A 15,717-nucleotide genomic window follows, 5' to 3' on the forward strand; every position below is an offset into this window, starting at 1 on the left:
GCACCGTGCATTTCGTCATCATGGGGTGCGGTCGCGTGGGGGCCTCGCTCGCCCGGTCGCTGGAGCGCGGCGGCCACGACGTCGCCGTCGTCGACCAGGACCCGGCGGCCTTCCGCCGGCTCGGCCCGGAGTTCGCCGGGCGACGTGTCGAAGGGGTCGGCTTCGACCGGGACACCCTGCTGCAGGCCGGCATCGAGCAGGCCTACGCCTTCGCCGCCGTCTCCAGCGGTGACAACTCCAACATCCTCGCCGCCCGGGTGGCGCGCGAGACCTTCGGCGTCGAGCACGTCGTCGCCCGCATCTACGACCCGGACCGCGCCGAGATCTACCAGCGCCTGGGCATCCCCACGGTCGCGACGGTGCGGTGGACCGCCGACCAGGTGATCCGCCGGCTCCTGCCGCAGGGCCACGCCCCCGAGCACACCGACGCCTCCGGCGCCGTCATCATCGCCGAGGTGCAGGTCGACCCGTCGTGGGTCGGTCGTCGTCTCTCGCAGATCGAGTCGGCGACGGGCACCCGCGTCGCCTACCTCACCCGGCTCGGCGAGGGCACGATCCCCGGGCCGGACACGGTCTACCAGGAGGGCGACCTCGTCCACCTGACCATCCCGCGCGCGCGCGTCGGAGACGTCGAGCGCGTCCTCGACAAGGCCCCTCCGGCCCAGGACTGAGAGGACACCATGCGAGTCGTCATCGCCGGGGCCGGCAGCGTGGGCCGCTCCATCGCCCGTGAGCTGCTCGACAACGAGCACGAGATCCTCCTCGTCGACAAGCACGCCGACGAGGCCCGGGTGGCCAAGCTGCCCGAGGCCAGCTGGCTGGCCGGCGACGCGTGCGAGATCTCCACGCTGCTCGAGGCGGGCCTGGCCGACTGCGACGTCGTCGTCGCCGCCACGGGCGACGACAAGGTCAACCTCGTCGTCTCGCTGCTCGCCAAGACCGAGTTCGGCGTGCCGCGCACCGTGGGCCGGGTCAACAACCCCAAGAACGAGTGGATGTTCGACGAGTCGTGGGGCGTCGACGTCGCCGTGTCGACCCCGCGCATCATGACCGCACTCGTCGAGGAGGCCGTGAGCGTCGGCGACCTCGTGCGGATCTTCGAGTTCCAGCAGGGCAGCGCGACGATGGTCGAGATCACCCTGCCCGCGGACAACCCCTATGTCGGGCGCCGAGTCGGCGACATCACCTTCCCCGTCGACACCGTCCTCACCGGGATCATCCGCGACGCCCGCCCGATCCACCCCTCGGTCGACGACGCCCTCGAGGCGCTCGACGAGCTGCTCTTCCTCACCACGGCCGAGGCCGAGCCCCAGCTGGCGCACATGATGAGCCCGCGGCGCGGCGCGACCGCCTGACCGACCGGGGCGTCACGCCCTCTCGACCCCCCGACTCCCCGAGCACCGGGGCCGCCGGAGCGCTCAGCGCGGCGGGTACGGGCCGGCCGGCTCCTGGAGGAGCTCGTCGCCGGGCTCGATCGGGGTCTGGCCCCGCAGGAGCATCGCGCCCATGAGGGCGACGGCGGCCGCCCACAGCGGCCAGCCGAGGACGACCTTGCTCACGGTGAGACCCGCGACGTTCTCGGCGAGGTAGAGCGGACCCATGATCGCGACGCGGATCGCGTAGACCGCGACGAGCACGAGGGTGAGCCGGCTGCACACCCGCACGGCGGCGGGGTTGCGCCGCCAGCGGGTGAAGTCGCCCTCGCGAGCCGCCGGGTCGGTGGCGCCGATCATCAGGCCGACGAGGGGCCAGCGCAGCACGACCGACAGGGCCGCCGCGACGCCGTAGGCCAGGCTCGTGAGGATCCCGGGCAGGAAGGCGTCCTCGGCGTTGCCGGAGCGCAGCGCGAAGAAGGCGGCGATCGCCGCGGCGAAGACGCCGGAGACGACGAACTGCACGCTCGAGCGCGAGGCCAGACGGGCGAGCAGCAGGACGACGACGAGCACCCCGGCGGCACCGAGGGAGATCATGCGGTCCTGCGTGATCGACCAGGAGATGACGAAGGCGAGCATCGGCAGCGTCGTCTCGAGCGAGCCCCGGATGCCGCCGAGGGCGTCGGACAGACGCTGGCGGATGAGCCCCTCGACCGTCGTCGGCACTGGGCGCAGGGCCTCGGGCGTGCCGGCCGGCGCGTCCGCGTCGCGGCTCATGAGGGCGGGGGGACGATGTCGTAGGACGGGTTGTAGATCGTGCGGTTGCGCGTCCCCTGGCACAGCCGGCCGTGGGCACGCACGTAGGTGCCGGGGCGGATGCCGCCGATCTCTCGCCGGCCCAGCCAGACGAGGTCGACGGGGCACGTGCCGTCGTAGAGCTCGGCGACGAGCGCGGGCACCGTGACCCGCGGGCGCAGGGTGACGCTGCGGATCGTGCCGGCGACGGTGACGACCTCGCGGTCGGGGGCCTCGTCGAGCGCGGTGCAGCCGAGGTCCTTCGCACCCGTGCGCAGCTCGTCGTCGACGAGGTCGTCGTCGGAGCGCACGATGTCGCGCAGGCGGCGCAGGACGGTGCTCATGACTGCTCGGTCGCCGGCATCTTCAGCTCGAGCATCTCGCGCGGCGCCATCGGGTCGGCGCCACGGACGACGACGAGGTCGCGGACGACGTCGTCGAGGCGGGCGCGGGCCGCGTCGTCGACCGCGGCGCGGCCGGAGTACACGGCACGCAGGAACCACCGGGGGCCGTCGACCCCGGCGAAGATCGCGGGGGCGAAGACGGTGCGGCCGTCGCCGCCGGGCTGGGGCAGCCGGGTGCGCAGCTCGGTGCCGAAGGGACCGGTGCCCTCCTCGACGGTGCCGCGGTTCTTCTCGATCATCTCGGCGATCTCGCCGCGGATCTCGTCCCAGATGCCGCTGGAGCGGGGCGCGGCGAAGGCCTGAAGCTGGACGGTGGCGTCGTCGACGCCGACCTGCACGGCGGAGACAGCGTCGGACGTCGGGTCGACCTCGAGCCGCAGCTCCATGCCGGGGCCAGGGCGCAGCCACAGCCCGCCGAAGTCGACGCGGCCGTCGGCCTCGCCGACCTGGGACTGGTCGAAGGGACCGCTTTCGCCCGCCGCGACAGCGGTGCCGTCCGACGTCTCGTCGGCCGTCGTCGAGCCGTCGGCGTCCTGGGTCTGCGGGGCGTCGCCCTGCTCCGACGCCTTCTTCTTACGACCGAACATCGTGTCCTGGACCTTCCTCGATGGTGAAGCCCCCGCTGGAGCCGTGACCAGTCTCGCCCCGGAGCGACCCGGGGAGCGAATCGACCTCGACGAAGTCGCCGGTGCCGACCTCCTGGAGCACGAGCTGCGCGATGCGGTCGCCGGCGGCGAGGGTCACCGCGCGCTCACGGTCGAGGTTGACGAGGTTGACGAGGATCTCTCCCCGGTACCCCGAGTCGACCGTGCCGGGGGCGTTGACGACCGAGACCCCGTGCCGGGCGGCGAGCCCGGAGCGGGGGTGCACCAGACCCACCCAGCCCGGCGGCAGCGCGATCGCGACCCCGGTGGGGACGAGCGCACGCTCGCCGGGCGCGAGGGTGACCTCGGCGACGCTGGTGAGGTCCGCGCCGGCGTCGCCGTCCTTGGCGTACGTCGGCAGCACCGCGTCGGCGTGGAGCCGACGGACGAGGACCTCGGGTCGGGCAGCCATGCTCAGGCGGCGCACTCCCGGCAGATCGGGCCGGACGTGCCCTCGCTGGCGAGCTGGCTGCGGTGGTGGACGAGGAAGCAGCTGGTGCAGGTGAACTCGTCGGCCTGACGAGGCAGGACCCGCACCGACATCTCCTCACCGGAGAGGTCGGCCCCGGGCAGCTCGAAGCCCTCGGCCGCCTCGGTCTCGTCGACGTCGACGTTGCTCGACTGCTGGTCGGCCCGTCGAGACTTCAGCTCCTCGATGGAGTCCTCGGAGATGTCGTCGTCGGTCTTGCGTGGAGCGTCGTAGTCGGTTGCCATTGTGGTGGTCATTCCCCTCAGCGCGCGTGATGGATCGTGGTCGGGTCGTGCAACGCACGACCCCGCAGTTTTGTGCCCGGCGGGGCGGATTGTGCCTGAGCGGGGGGCACGAGCGCCACCTGGGTTCGCAGGGGGAGACCGTGGGCCCTCACAGGAGGGTGAAACCTGGAGGAAGGACAGTACGCCCGGTGAGGGCGAGCAGCACCTGCGGGGCCTGCCCCGGCGCGATGCGCGCGCAGAGCGCGACCGCGGGCACACACGCCTCCACGAGCCCGGGGGGCGGGTCCTGCTCGGTCGCCCGGGCGAGGTCGAGCCCGTGGACGGTGAGCTCGAGGGCCCGCGTCGGCAGGTAGTCGGCGAGCGCGAGGGTGCCGAAGGGGGTGACCGCCGGGGTGTCGTCGGCGCTCTCGCGCACGACACGCAGGGCGCGGTCGGCAGCCGCGTGCACGGCCGCCCAGGGGTCGTCCCCGAGGGCGCGGCCGGCCGCACGGCCGCGCTCGGCGACGGCCGCGTCACCGGACGGCAGCGCGCGCGCCGCGGTGTAGTAGCCCGCGGTGCCCACGAGCTCGGCGTCCGGCCCGGCCTCGCGGCCCACGTAGTCGACGAGCGTGACGAAGGCCCGTGAGGTGTGGCCGAGCAAGGAGCGCACGTCCCACTCCCCCAGCCCCGGTCGGTCGAGCTGCTCGGACGAGATCGCGTCGACGACCGCGAGCACGCCCGTGCTCGCGAGCTCGAACCAGGCGCGGGCGCCGACCTCGCTCATGACCGGTCGTGCTCCTCGCCCACGGCGTCGACCGCCTCGAGGACGGCGGACCGCAGGGCGGCCTGGGTCCGCGGGGCGCCTGCGAGCGTCATCGTGCTGCTCGGGTCGCCGCCGTCGAGATCGGTGACCGCAGCCCCGGCCTCGGTGGCGACGAGCCACCCGGCAGCGAGGTCCCAGGGGTTGAGCCCGCGCTCGTAGTACACGTCGACGGTGCCGTCGGCGACCCGGCACAGGTCGAGCGCGGCGCTGCCCAGGCGGCGGATGTCGCGCACCTGCGGGAGCAGACGGGCGAGCACCTGCCCCTGCCAGGCGCGTCGGTCGGCCTCGTACCCGAAGCCCGTGGCGCACAGGGCCAGACCCAGCCCCTCCGCCTCGGCGACGCGAAGGGGGCGCGGCGCGCCTCCCCCTTCGCTCACGGTCGCGCCCTCGCCGAGGGCGGCGACGTAGGTGCGGCCGGCGACCGGGTCGACGACGGCGCCCGCGACGGGTCGCCACGCACCCGGCCGGGAGGGGTCGCCGACGACGACCGCGACGGAGACCGCGTAGGCGGCGAGGCCGTAGAGGTAGTTGACGGTGCCGTCGATGGGGTCGACGACCCAGGTGAGCCCGGAGGTGCCGGCGCTCCCGCCCTCCTCCTCACCGGCGAAGGCGTCCTGCGGCCGACGCTCGCCGAGGAGCGAGCGCAGGAGGTCCTGGCTGGCCTGGTCCATGACCGTGACGACGTCGGTGAGCGAGGACTTGGTCGTCGCGACACCGAGATCGGCCGGCCGGCGCTGGACGATCATCGTCGCGGCCTCCTCGGCGACCTCGCGGGCCACCTCGGCGAGGGCGCGGACATCGGTGCCCTCGGGCAGCGCGGGCGCGGTGCTCATGCGTGCTCGCCCACGGCGGGCAGCGCCTCGCGCAGGTTCGGGCAGCAGCCCGGCCGGCACGGCGTGGCCGCCGGCACGAGGCCTGCCCACGCCCGCGGCTCGACGTCCTCGCCGCGGCGCATCGCCGCGCGCTCCTGTGCGAGGTCGGCCAGGCCCTCGACGAAGGCGGGGTGGGTGCCCACGGTCGGCACCCGCACGAGGCGCACGCCGTGCTCCTTCGCCGTCGCGGCGGCCTCGGTGTCGAGGTCGTAGATGACCTCCATGTGGTCGCTGACGAAGCCGATCGGCACGACGACGACGGTCCGCACGCCCTCGGCCGCGAGCTCCTCGATGCGGTCGCCGACGTCGGGCTCGAGCCAGGGCATGCTCGGCGGGCCCGAGCGGGAGCAGAAGGTCAGCTCGCCGGTGATCTCCCGGCCGAGCTGCTCGCTCGCGTGGTCGCAGATCGCGGCGCCGAGGTCGGCGTGGCCGCGCGAGTAGGCCCGCTCCTCGGCGTCGCCGGGGCCGGAGGTGATGTCCATGGTCTCGGGGATCGAGTGGGTGACGAAGAGCAGGGCGGGCGCCTCGTCGTCCTCGAGCACCTCGCGCAGGGCGGCCGTGACGAGCTCGGCGTTGGTCTGAGCGAAGCCGGGGTGCTGGCCGTAGGGGCGGACGAACTCGAGGTCGACGTCGAGCCCGTCGACGCGCACGTCGGCGAGGGCCGCGGCGAGATCCTCGCGGTAGGAGCGGCACGAGGAGTAGGACTGCCAGGCGCTCGTGCGGATCGCGAGCACGTGTCGGGCGCCCTCGTCGGCGAGCTCGGCGAGGACGTCGGCGGTGAAGGGCGGGCTGTGCCGGTTGCCGAGGCGGACCGGCACGTCGATCTCGCGGCGGCGCAGCTCCTCGGTGAGCTCGGCGACGAGACGGCGACCGTGGTCGTTGATCGGCGATCGGCCGCCGAAGAGGTCGTAGTGCGCGCCGACCTCCCGGAGGCGCTCGTCGGGGATGCCCTTGCCCCCGGTGACACGGCGCAGGAAGGGCAGGACCTCGTCGGGCCCCTCGGGCCCGCCGAAGGAGTGGAGGATGATCGCGTCGTACGGGGCGATGGCGTCGTGCGGCATGGAGCCAACCGTAGTCGCGCGGCGTGGTGGCCCCGCCGCACGGGACGGGGGTGGCAGAGTCGCACCCGACCCCCGAAGAGCTGAGAGGACAGTCATGCGAGACCTTCGACTGATCGGCGTGCACGGCGACGGTGAGCACCTCGTCGTCGCCGACGGCGACGGCCAGGAGTACCGCGTCCGCATCGACGACCAGCTGCGCGCCGCCGTGCGCCGCGACCGTCCGCGTCTCGGGCAGCTGCAGATCGAGATGGACAGCACCGTGCGCCCGCGCGAGGTGCAGGCGATGATCCGCGCCGGGGCCTCCAGCGAGGAGGTCGCGGCCCGCACGGGCTGGAGCATGGAGAAGATCGCCCGCTTCGAGGGGCCGGTGCTCGACGAGCGCCAGCACGTCGCGAGCGCCGCCCAGCGAGTGCGCGTGCGCGGCCAGGGCTCGGGGTCCGACGAGACCCTCGGCGGCCGGGCCGCCTCGCGGCTGGCCTCGCGCGGCGTGCCGGAGGAGGCCGTCCTGTGGGACTCCTCGCGCGACGCCGAGGGGCAGTGGAGCGTCACCGTGACCTTCGCGGCAGGGGGCAAGGAGCGCACCGCGCGCTGGTGGTTCGACCGGGCCGGCATGAGCGTCGTCGCCGCCAACGACGAGGCGCGCTGGCTCTCCGAGGCCGACGCCGCCGAGAGCGCCGTGCCGACCCCCCACCGGCCGACCGCGGTCTTCGACGTCGAGGCCCAGGAGCGGCGCGAGCCCGACGAGCTCATGGCCTCGATGCGCGAGGCGGCCCGCGGCCGCCGCCGTGGCCGCCGCCGCCCGAACCACGTCGAGCCCCCGCTCCCCCTCGAGGGCGACGAGGCCGGCACCCCGCTGCCGAGCGAGCTCCCGCCCGGGGCGAAGGGGGTCCACCCCCGTGACGAGGATCGTGCGGCCGCGGCCGCCGAGCCGGTCGAGGCCGTGGAGCCGCAGGACGCCACCGGCCCCCAGCAGAGCGAGCAGCTGCTCGAGGTCGAGCCGGTCGTCGAGCCGGCCGAGCCGGCCGAGCCGGTCGAGCCGGTCGAGCCGGTCGAGGACGGCGGGGCACCTCCCGCCGACGCGACGGCGCAGGCCGGCGCCCTCGAGGACACGACGACTGAGCCGGTCGGCGAGGACGCCGACGAGGAGCCCGAGACCCCGGAGGCCGGGGCACCGCAGCCCGAGGCCCCGGCGGCCGCCGGTCCGGACGAGGCAGACGCCGAGGTGAGCGCCCCGGAGGATGATGAGACTGCGGCCGAGCCCGACCCGGACCCCGAGCCCGCCCCCGCGGCCCCTGCTGCCGGGCCCAAGAGCTCCGGCGGTCGCCGCAAGGGTCGCGCCAGCGTCCCGAGCTGGGACGACGTGATGTTCGGCGCCAAGCGCGGCGAGTGACCCGGTGACCGCCGCAGCCACGACGGCTGCGCTTGTCCTCGAGACCGATCTCACCGCGCTCGTCTGGGGCGTGCGCATCATGCTCGTCGTCGTCAGCCTGGGCCTCGCGCTCGTGCTCGTCGGCGTGCCCGTCGTCTTCTCCCGCCCGGTCCTCACCGAGCTGCTGCGCGCTCGAGCCCTCGGCGACCCGTGGGCCCCCTTCGCGCCGGACGAGGCGGGCCGCTACGGACCGCTGGCGGAGAACCGCCACTGGGCGCTCATGCGCGCCCCCGCCAGTCGCACCACCGCGGGGCTCGTCGCGCGGTGGGGGTGGTGGGTCGTCTCCGCCGTCGTCCTCGTCGGCGGAGGCCTCTACGGCTTCGTCAGCTTCATGAGGCTCGTCGTCGCCGTCTGGATCTGAGCGACCCCGCCCCGGGCCGGCACCGCCTCTGCGGCGACCTCGGGGGCCCTCAGGCGCGCGGCGGCACCGGGCAGGCGTCGAGGTCGAAGGGGAGGACGTCGGCCGAGAGCGCGGCGGCGTGGGCCGCGTGCGAGCTCATCCGGCGCATGTGGTGACGACGGCAGAGCACCTCGTACTCGACCTCCTGGGTCCCGTCGGTCGTGTCACCGACGACGACCTGCTCGCCCTCGACGACCATCGAGCCGTCGACGACGCGGGCGTTGTGGGTGGCCCGGGCACCGCACCAGCACAGCGCGGCGACCTGGAGGACCTGGGTGCGGTCGGCGAGCTCGACGAGCCGTTGCGACCCCGGGAAGAGCTGGGTGCGGAAGTCGGCCATGATGCCGAAGGCGTAGACCTCGATGTCGAGCTCGTCGACGACGCGCGCGAGCTGCTCGACCTGGGCCGGTGAGTAGAACTGCGCCTCGTCGCAGATGAGGTAGTCGACCTTGCCCCCGCTCGTCAGCTGAGCGACGACGACCTCCCAGAAGTCGAGCTCCTCGTGGACCTCGACGGCGCCCGTCGACAGGCCGAGGCGCGAGGACAGCACCGAGTCGCCGGCCCGGTCGAGCCGGGTGAAGATCAGACCCTCGCGGCCGCGGGCGCGGTGGTTGTGGTCCATCTGGAGGGCGAGGGTGGACTTGCCGCAGTCCATGGTGCCGGAGAAGAAGACGAGCTCAGCCACGGTCGGACAGCCTAGGCCCGTCGCGCCGGCGCGCAGAGCCACGGCACGGCGACCTCGTCGAGGGTGACCGACCCGTGCAGGCCGACGAGCGCCAGCAGCTCGGGACGGTGACGGCGCGAGTCCCCCACGGCGAGCTCGCCGGTCATCGTCGCGACCACCTCGCCGATCCGGGGCCGCACGCGCTCCTCGACGGGGCCGAACCACCCGGCCGAGACGGCCTCGTCGCGGGTGACGACGACGGCGTCCTCGCCCAGCCGCTCCCGCCACGCGGCGAGCACGTCGTCGACGGCGCCGGGCAGGCAGTGCAGCTGCACCGAGCGCGGCTCGCCGGACACCTCGGCCACCCCGGCCGCGAGATCGGGCTCGTGGGCGACGTCGAGACGGCGGTCCATCGCGACGTCGACCATGCCGTGGTCGGCGGTGACGTGCAGCGCGCAGTCGGGCGGCAGCGAGGCGGCGAGCCGCCGCAGCTCGGCGTCGACCGCCTCGAGCTCCTCGCCCCACTGCCACGAGCTGCAGCCGTGCACGTGACCGACCTTGTCGAGGTCGCCCCAGTAGAGGTAGACGAGGGATCGCGGGCGGGTGCGCAGCGCGGCGAGGGTCGCGTCGACCCGTTGCGCGAGGCTGGAGGCGGCGACGAAGCGGCCGCCGCGCAGGGCGGCCTCGGTGAGGCCGGAGCCGTCGAAGAAGCCCGGGCCGACGCGGACCGTCTCGACACCGGCCGCCGACGCGGCCTCGAAGACGGTCGGGTGCGGCTGCCAGGCGCGAGGGGCCGGGCCGTCCTCCCAGGACAGCTCGTTGAAGGCGCGCCCGGTCGCCGGGTCGTACGCCTCGTAGCCGACGAGGCCGTGCTCCCCGGCGAGCCGTCCGGTGCCGAAGGTCGCCATCGACGTCGCGGTCGTCGAGGGGAAGCCGCAGGCCACCGAGCGCGAGCCGGGCGCCGCGGCGAGCCCGCGCAGGTAGGGAGCATGACCGCCCCGCCGGGCGAGGAGCTCGGCGCCGAGCCCGTCGACGAGCACGACCACGGCGCGCCGTGCGGGCTCGAGCACCCGGTCACCGGGGCGGGCGAGACCGGCGACCCCGAGGCTCGTCGCGACGCTGGGCAGCAGGCGGTCGAGCAGACCGTCGCCGACGACCGGCAGGGCCGGGGCGGGGGGCACGCTCAGACGCCGACGCGGGCCGAGAGGTCCCGGGCGAAGGTCACCGCGGCGTCGAGCGCGCCGCTGCCCTCGGCCTCGGCGCTGATGCGCAGCGAGATGTCGTCAGCGGCGATCGTGCCCTCGTAGCCGTGGTCGGCGTCGCACGAGGGGTCCGCGCACACGGCGGGGAGCAGGTCGACCCGGCTCACGGTGCCCCACCCGACGGTGAGGGTGAGCTCGCGCCCGAGGGACCCGGGCACGTACTCGCTCGGCTTGGGCACGACGTGCGTGAGCATGACCCCGCGCACGGCGCGAAGGGGGATGCACTCGGTCGTCGCGGTCGCGACGTCCTCGCGCGAGGTCTCGTCGTCGGGGAAGTCGTCGGCGTGGGCGATGACGAGGCGGGTGCTCGTCGTCACCAGCGCGGTGATGTGCCGGCGCACCGACTCCTGGTCGAAGGTCGTCTCCTGGTGCACGAGGTGGGAGATGACCTCCTCCTCGCCGACGGCGGCGCGGATGATGTCGGCGACGAGGTCGGGGTAGTACCCGGCACGCGCGATCGCCTCGAGCAGGGAGGACGGCAGGACGATCCGGGTGAGATCGGTGGGCACCTGGGACATGACCCCCATTCTGCCGCAGGGCGACGACACCCCGGACCACCCGCAGGGCTCAGGTCATCGCCCGGCGACCGGGGTCCTTGCGGCGCAGCGGCGGGGCGAGGTGGATCTGGGCCCCGAGGACGCTCGCCCCCTTGCCGTGGGCCATCACCGGGTCGAGGACGACGGAGGCGATCTCGACGAAGTCCTCGGACATGAGCGACAGCCGCCCGAGGACGTCCTCGAGCGCGGCCCGGTCGACCGGGGTCGCGCCCTTGTGACCGTGCAGGAGGGGCGCGAGCTTGATGTCGTCGACGATCTCGCGCACGTCGACGTCGGTGAGCGGCGGGATGCGGTAGGCGATGTCGTCGAGCAGCTCGGTCGGCGCACCGGCGAGGCTGAAGGAGATGACCGGGCCGAAGAGCGGGTCCTCCACGGTCCCGAGGACGCACGACGTGCCCTGCGGCGCCATCCGCTGGACGACGAAGTAGTTCGCGTCGAGCGGGGCGAGCCGGGCGTCCATCGCCTCGAAGGCCGCCCGCACGTGCTCCGGCTCGGTGAGGTCGACGCGCACGGCGTCGAGCAGCGAGTGCCCGCGCACCAGGGGCGAGAGCGACTTGAGCACGACCGGGTGGCCGACCTCCGCGGCGGCGGCGACCGCCTCGTCGGCGCTCGCGACCTCGATGCGACGCCACAGGTCGATGCCGTAGGCGGCGAGCAGGTCGTGCGACTCGTCGTCGGTGAGGGCGCGCCCCTCCGGGTACTCGGCGAGCACCGAGTCGACGAGCTCTCGGGCGGCGGTGCGGCGCACCCCGTCGCGCACGACGGGCTCGCCCTTGTCCTTCGTGCGCCACCGGCCGTACTGCGTGGCCAGGCCGAGCGCGCGGATGGCGTCCTCGGGCATCGCGTAGAGCGGCACCGCCTCGCGCGGCACGTCCCCCGAGCTCGCGCCGGGGTCCTCGGCGACGAGCGACCCGGTGTCGACGCCCCGCATGCCGAGGAGGTTGCCGACGCAGGGCTTGCTCGAGCGCTTCGCCGCGTAGCGCACGGCCTCGACGACGTCGTGCTCGACGGCGCCGATCGGAGGGATGAAGGACACGACGACGCTGTCGACCTGCTCGTCGGCGAAGGCGGCGTCGACCGCGGCCCGGAACTCCGAGGGCGTGGCCTCCGTGCGCACCGACACCGGCCCGTGGGTGACCTCGAGCCCCCACGCCGCGGCGCTGCCGGCGCTGATCGTGCCGAGCTGGTGGGAGTTGGAGACGATGGCCACGCGGTTGCCCTCGGGCAGCGGCTGGTGCAGGAGCAGCTGGGCCGCGTCGAACATCTGGTGGACGTTCTCGACGTGGATGACACCGGCCTGCGCCATGATCGCGCGGAAGGCGTGGGGGCGCACGGTCGTCGAGCGCACCCGGTGGCCCGGCACCTCCTCCATCGGGGACTTCACGACGATGACCGGCTTGGTCATCGCGAGCGCCCGGGCGATCCGGGAGAACTTGCGCGGGTTGCCCATCGACTCGAGGTAGAGACCGACGGCGTGCGTGCTGTCGTCGTCGACCCAGTACTGCATGACGTCGTTGCCGGAGACGTCGACGCGGTTGCCCGCGGAGACGAAGACCGAGACCCCGAGGTTGCGTCGGGCGGCCGAGTCGAGGTTCGCGACCGCGAGGGCACCGCTCTGCGAGTACAGCCCGAGGTGGCCGGCGGGCGGGGTCGTCGGGCTGAGGCTGGCGTTGAGCCGGACCCCCTCGTCGTTGTTGAGGATCCCGAAGGAGTTCGGCCCGATGACCCGCATGCCGTTGTCGCGCGCCACGCGCAGGACCCGCTGCTGCAGCGCCGTGCCCTCCTCGCCCTCCTCCGCGAAGCCCGAGGAGATCACGAGGAGGCCGCGGACCCCCTTCGCCGCGCACTCCTCGACGACCCCGGGCACGGCGCTCGCCGGCACGGCGACGACGGCGAGGTCGACGGCCTCGGGCAGGTCGGTGATGCTCGGGTAGGCGGGCACCCCGAGCAGACGGTCGGCCTCGGGGTTGACGGGGTAGACCTCGCCGGTGAAGCCGCCGTCGAGGACATGACGCATCACCTGGTGGCCGATCGCGCGCTCGCGCCGGCTCACGCCGACGACGGCGATGCTGCGCGGGTGGAGCAGGGCCGACACGCTCTCGGCCTCGGCGCGGTGCTCGCGGGCGAAGCGCACCGACAAGGACTGCGCGGTCGGCTCGATGTCGAAGTGGAGCATGACGACGCCGTCCTCGAAGCGCCGGCTCACCTCGTAGCCGGCGTCGGAGAAGACGGAGAGCATCTTGCGGTTCTGCGGGAGCACCTCCGCCTCGAAGCGGGTGATGTCGTGCTCCTGGGCGATCGCCGCGAGGTGCTCGAGGAGCACCGAGCCGATGCCCTTGCCCTGGTAGTGGTCGCTGATGTTGAAGGCGACCTCGGCGCTCGTGGGCGCGATCCGGTCGTAGCGGCCGATCCCGATGATCTCGTCGCGGATGAGCGCGACGAGCGCCATCCGGTCGACGTAGTCGACATTCGTGAAGCGCTCGACGTCGCGCTCGCTCAGCCGCCGGATCGGCGCGAAGAAGCGCAGGTAGATCGACTCCTCGGACTGCCCCGCGTGGAAGCGGTGGATGCCCTCGGCGTCGCTCGGACGGATGGGTCGCAGCCGGGCGACGGTGCCATCGCGCAGCACGACGTCAGCCTCGGCCAGATGGGGGTACCCCGGTGGGAGCGCCTCGCTCATGCGTCCGATCCTGCCATGCCCCTCGCCCGTCGAGCGCGACGCTCAGGGCGCGAGGACCTCGACCCGCCAGGACTGGCCGCCGTCGGTGCTCTCGAGCAAGCCCTCGGAGTCGTCGGCCAGGCCGTAGACGCGGTCGTCCCCGCCCGCGGCGACCCACGACCACTGGACGGAGTCGGCCTTCGCCACCCGCCAGCTCGCGCCGCCGTCGGTCGTGCGCAGGGCCCGGCCTCCGGCCTCGCCCCGGGTGACGACGACCGCCGTCCCGGGCTGGGTCTGCGCGTACCCGGCGACCGTGCCGCCGACGGCGACCGAGGGGCTCGCCGGCGACCAGGTGACCCCGTCGTCGGTGGAGGTGCGCACCCGGATCGAGGTGCCGCCGTCGTCCCCGGGCGTGCCGCACAGCGCGCTCAGCGGGCCCTCGCCGTCGGCCGGGGTGCCGAAGAGGACGCTGTCGCCCTCGTCGCACGGCTCGAGGTGCTCGGCCTGCTCGCCGATCCGGTAGGTGCGGCTGCCGTCGGCGGTGCCGACGGAGAGGTAGGCGCGCGGCCCGCGCACGACGAGCTGTGCCCCGGTGATGCCCGAGACGTCCTCGTCGAGGACGACGACGTCGGCGCTGCTGTCACCGGTGCCGGCCCGGTAGACGCGAAGGGGGCCGGCGCACCCCTGCTCGGTGCACTCCCCCGCGCTCACGAGGTGCACGACGCCGTCGCCGACCTCGGTGGCGACGATCGTGCCCCCCGGGTAGGGCATGTCGGCCCACGTCGTGCCGCCGTCGGTCGTGCGTCGCAGCACCGACCCGGCGAGGTAGCCGGTGTCGGCGCTCGCCCAGCGCAGGATGCCCACCTGGTCGGGCTCGACGGCGATCCCGCCGGGCGGGGCGACGGAGAGGTCGGGCAGGGCGGCGGTGTTGATCCAGCTCTGGCCGTCGTCGGTCGTGCGCAGCAGCAGCGGGCAGGTGGTCTCGGCGCTGCACCGCGCCTCGCCGAGCACCGCGCGGGTGCGGTCGTCGCCGGCGCTCACCGAGCGGGCGAGGAGCTGGCCGTCGGCCGGCTCGGCGCGTGAGGCGGTCGGGGCCGGGGTCGTCGCCTCGCTCGGCTCGGGCAGGCTCACCGTCGTCGGGTCACCGGCCGGTCGCAGCTCCTCCTGACCGGTCCCGAGCGCCCCCACGCCGACGGCCGTCGCCACGGCGGCGACGGCGGCGGCCCCGGCGACGAGCCAGCCGGTGGAGCGCCGCCGACCGGTCCGACCGGCACGCAGCACCCCCTGGAGGTGCACGTCGTGCCCGGGGAGCTCCTCGACGAGCTCGCGCTCACGGGCGAAGAAGGCGTCGACGGGGTCGTCGCGCCGGGTGGGGTCGTCCATCAGCCTGCCGAACGTCTCGAGGTCGTCGTGCTCGTCACGGGGGATCATCGGGCGCCCTCCAGCATGGCAGCCAGGGACTTGCGGGCCTCGAAGAGGTCGCGCTTGACCGCGCCCTCGGACTTGCCGAGCTGGGTGGCGACGGAGCCGACGGACAGGTCGGCGAAGTAGTAGAGCAGAACCGCCACGCGCAGCCGGTCGGGCAGCGACTGGACGGCGGTGCGCACGGAGACCTGGGTCGCGACGTCGGGGTCGTCCCGCCCCTCGGCCGGGGCTCCCCCTTCGTGACGCAGGTAGGCGGAGTGCTCCCGCCCGCGCTTGCGCCAGTGGTCGCGCACGAGGTTGGCGGTCACCGCGTAGAGCCACGCCTTGGGCTCGTCGACCCGGCCCCACTCGCGCACGAGCTTGACGAAGGCCTCCGTCGCGAGGTCGTGGGCGAGATCGGGGTCGCCGACGAGACGGTTGGTCCAGCCCGCCAGACGCCCGTAGTGCGCGTCGTAGACCTCCCGCAGCTCCGCATCGACGTCCGTGCGGGCTCGCGCCATCGTCACCCCTTCGCTCCTCGGGAGGACGATGCTCATGGCGGTCATGCCTGTGAGACGCCGCAGCCCCCTGCGTGGTTCGGGGTGATCTTGGCAGAGTCCCCCCGGCGGCGCAGGCGGGCACCCCGCGACCCGCCGTCGGGGTGTCATCACGGGGCT

18 protein-coding genes are annotated in these 15,717 nt (G+C 74.3%); 4 read left to right on the top strand and 14 right to left on the bottom strand.

Annotated features, from left to right (window positions below):
• Positions 1 to 5: 5 nt before the first annotated feature.
• Positions 6 to 671: a potassium channel family protein gene (locus ABIB53_RS00310; RefSeq protein WP_354586660.1), complete on the top strand. Its 666-nt coding sequence runs from the start codon at positions 6 to 8 to the stop codon at positions 669 to 671.
• Positions 672 to 680: 9 nt separating this feature from the next.
• Positions 681 to 1,355: a potassium channel family protein gene (locus ABIB53_RS00315; protein WP_068275405.1), complete on the top strand. Its 675-nt coding sequence runs from the start codon at positions 681 to 683 to the stop codon at positions 1,353 to 1,355.
• Between the two features lie 63 nt (positions 1,356 to 1,418).
• On the opposite strand, the gene ABIB53_RS00320 is transcribed toward ABIB53_RS00315, so the two are convergent.
• From ABIB53_RS00320 to hemH, 8 genes are all read right to left on the bottom strand, one after another.
• Positions 1,419 to 2,150: a DUF3159 domain-containing protein gene (locus ABIB53_RS00320; RefSeq protein ID WP_354586661.1), complete on the bottom strand. Its 732-nt coding sequence runs from the start codon at positions 2,148 to 2,150 to the stop codon at positions 1,419 to 1,421.
• On the bottom strand, positions 2,147 to 2,512 hold the full coding sequence (locus tag ABIB53_RS00325) for an OB-fold nucleic acid binding domain-containing protein (protein WP_068275402.1): 366 nt from the start codon (positions 2,510 to 2,512) through the stop codon (positions 2,147 to 2,149). The genes ABIB53_RS00320 and ABIB53_RS00325 overlap by 4 nt, the downstream gene beginning before the upstream one ends.
• On the bottom strand, positions 2,509 to 3,159 hold the full coding sequence (locus tag ABIB53_RS00330) for a DUF3710 domain-containing protein (RefSeq protein ID WP_123091906.1): 651 nt from the start codon (positions 3,157 to 3,159) through the stop codon (positions 2,509 to 2,511). The genes ABIB53_RS00325 and ABIB53_RS00330 overlap by 4 nt, the downstream gene beginning before the upstream one ends.
• Positions 3,146 to 3,628 carry a dUTP diphosphatase gene (gene dut, locus ABIB53_RS00335; RefSeq protein WP_123091997.1) on the bottom strand — a complete coding sequence of 161 codons (483 nt, stop codon included), beginning with the start codon at positions 3,626 to 3,628 and terminating at the stop codon, positions 3,146 to 3,148. The genes ABIB53_RS00330 and dut overlap by 14 nt, the downstream gene beginning before the upstream one ends.
• Positions 3,629 to 3,630: 2 nt before the next feature.
• On the bottom strand, positions 3,631 to 3,930 hold the full coding sequence (locus ABIB53_RS00340) for a DUF4193 domain-containing protein (RefSeq protein ID WP_068275393.1): 300 nt from the start codon (positions 3,928 to 3,930) through the stop codon (positions 3,631 to 3,633).
• Positions 3,931 to 4,078: 148 nt separating this feature from the next.
• Positions 4,079 to 4,693 carry a maleylpyruvate isomerase N-terminal domain-containing protein gene (locus ABIB53_RS00345; protein WP_354586662.1) on the bottom strand — a complete coding sequence of 205 codons (615 nt, stop codon included), beginning with the start codon at positions 4,691 to 4,693 and terminating at the stop codon, positions 4,079 to 4,081.
• A complete protein-coding gene (locus tag ABIB53_RS00350; protein WP_201467138.1) occupies positions 4,690 to 5,565 on the bottom strand; it encodes an inositol monophosphatase family protein in 876 nt (291 codons plus the stop codon). The genes ABIB53_RS00345 and ABIB53_RS00350 overlap by 4 nt, the downstream gene beginning before the upstream one ends.
• The gene (hemH, locus tag ABIB53_RS00355) at positions 5,562 to 6,665 is read right to left on the bottom strand and encodes a ferrochelatase (protein WP_068275384.1); all 1,104 of its coding nucleotides are present in this window, start codon (positions 6,663 to 6,665) and stop codon (positions 5,562 to 5,564) included. The genes ABIB53_RS00350 and hemH overlap by 4 nt, the downstream gene beginning before the upstream one ends.
• 94 nt (positions 6,666 to 6,759) lie before the next feature.
• On the opposite strand from hemH, the gene sepH reads away from it, so the two are divergent.
• Positions 6,760 to 8,055: a septation protein SepH gene (gene sepH / locus ABIB53_RS00360; protein WP_354586663.1), complete on the top strand. Its 1,296-nt coding sequence runs from the start codon at positions 6,760 to 6,762 to the stop codon at positions 8,053 to 8,055.
• 4 nt (positions 8,056 to 8,059) lie between these two features.
• Entirely contained in the window at positions 8,060 to 8,455 is a 396-nt protein-coding gene (locus tag ABIB53_RS00365) for a hypothetical protein (RefSeq protein WP_354586664.1), read from the top strand.
• A 49-nt stretch (positions 8,456 to 8,504) separates the two neighbouring features.
• On the opposite strand, the gene ABIB53_RS00370 is transcribed toward ABIB53_RS00365, so the two are convergent.
• From ABIB53_RS00370 to ABIB53_RS00395, 6 genes are read right to left on the bottom strand one after another with little or no spacing between them, the layout of a single operon-like run.
• Positions 8,505 to 9,179: a thymidine kinase gene (locus ABIB53_RS00370; RefSeq protein WP_191681544.1), complete on the bottom strand. Its 675-nt coding sequence runs from the start codon at positions 9,177 to 9,179 to the stop codon at positions 8,505 to 8,507.
• An 11-nt stretch (positions 9,180 to 9,190) separates the two neighbouring features.
• Positions 9,191 to 10,339: an alkaline phosphatase family protein gene (locus tag ABIB53_RS00375; RefSeq protein ID WP_354586665.1), complete on the bottom strand. Its 1,149-nt coding sequence runs from the start codon at positions 10,337 to 10,339 to the stop codon at positions 9,191 to 9,193.
• 2 nt (positions 10,340 to 10,341) lie between these two features.
• Entirely contained in the window at positions 10,342 to 10,938 is a 597-nt protein-coding gene (locus ABIB53_RS00380) for a DUF5998 family protein (RefSeq protein ID WP_201467142.1), read from the bottom strand.
• Between the two features lie 49 nt (positions 10,939 to 10,987).
• Entirely contained in the window at positions 10,988 to 13,657 is a 2,670-nt protein-coding gene (locus ABIB53_RS00385; protein WP_354586666.1) for a bifunctional acetate--CoA ligase family protein/GNAT family N-acetyltransferase, read from the bottom strand.
• Between the two features lie 42 nt (positions 13,658 to 13,699).
• Positions 13,700 to 15,067, bottom strand: a complete 1,368-nt coding sequence (locus ABIB53_RS00390; protein WP_354586667.1) for a sialidase family protein — start codon at positions 15,065 to 15,067, stop codon at positions 13,700 to 13,702.
• Positions 15,064 to 15,597, bottom strand: a complete 534-nt coding sequence (locus ABIB53_RS00395; protein WP_205473773.1) for an RNA polymerase sigma factor — start codon at positions 15,595 to 15,597, stop codon at positions 15,064 to 15,066. The genes ABIB53_RS00390 and ABIB53_RS00395 overlap by 4 nt, the downstream gene beginning before the upstream one ends.
• Positions 15,598 to 15,717: the final 120 nt, after the last annotated feature.

The sequence above is a fragment of the Janibacter sp. UYMM211 genome (assembly GCF_040547045.1).
In the GTDB taxonomy this organism is placed as follows: Bacteria; Actinomycetota; Actinomycetes; order Actinomycetales; family Dermatophilaceae; genus Marihabitans; species Marihabitans melonis.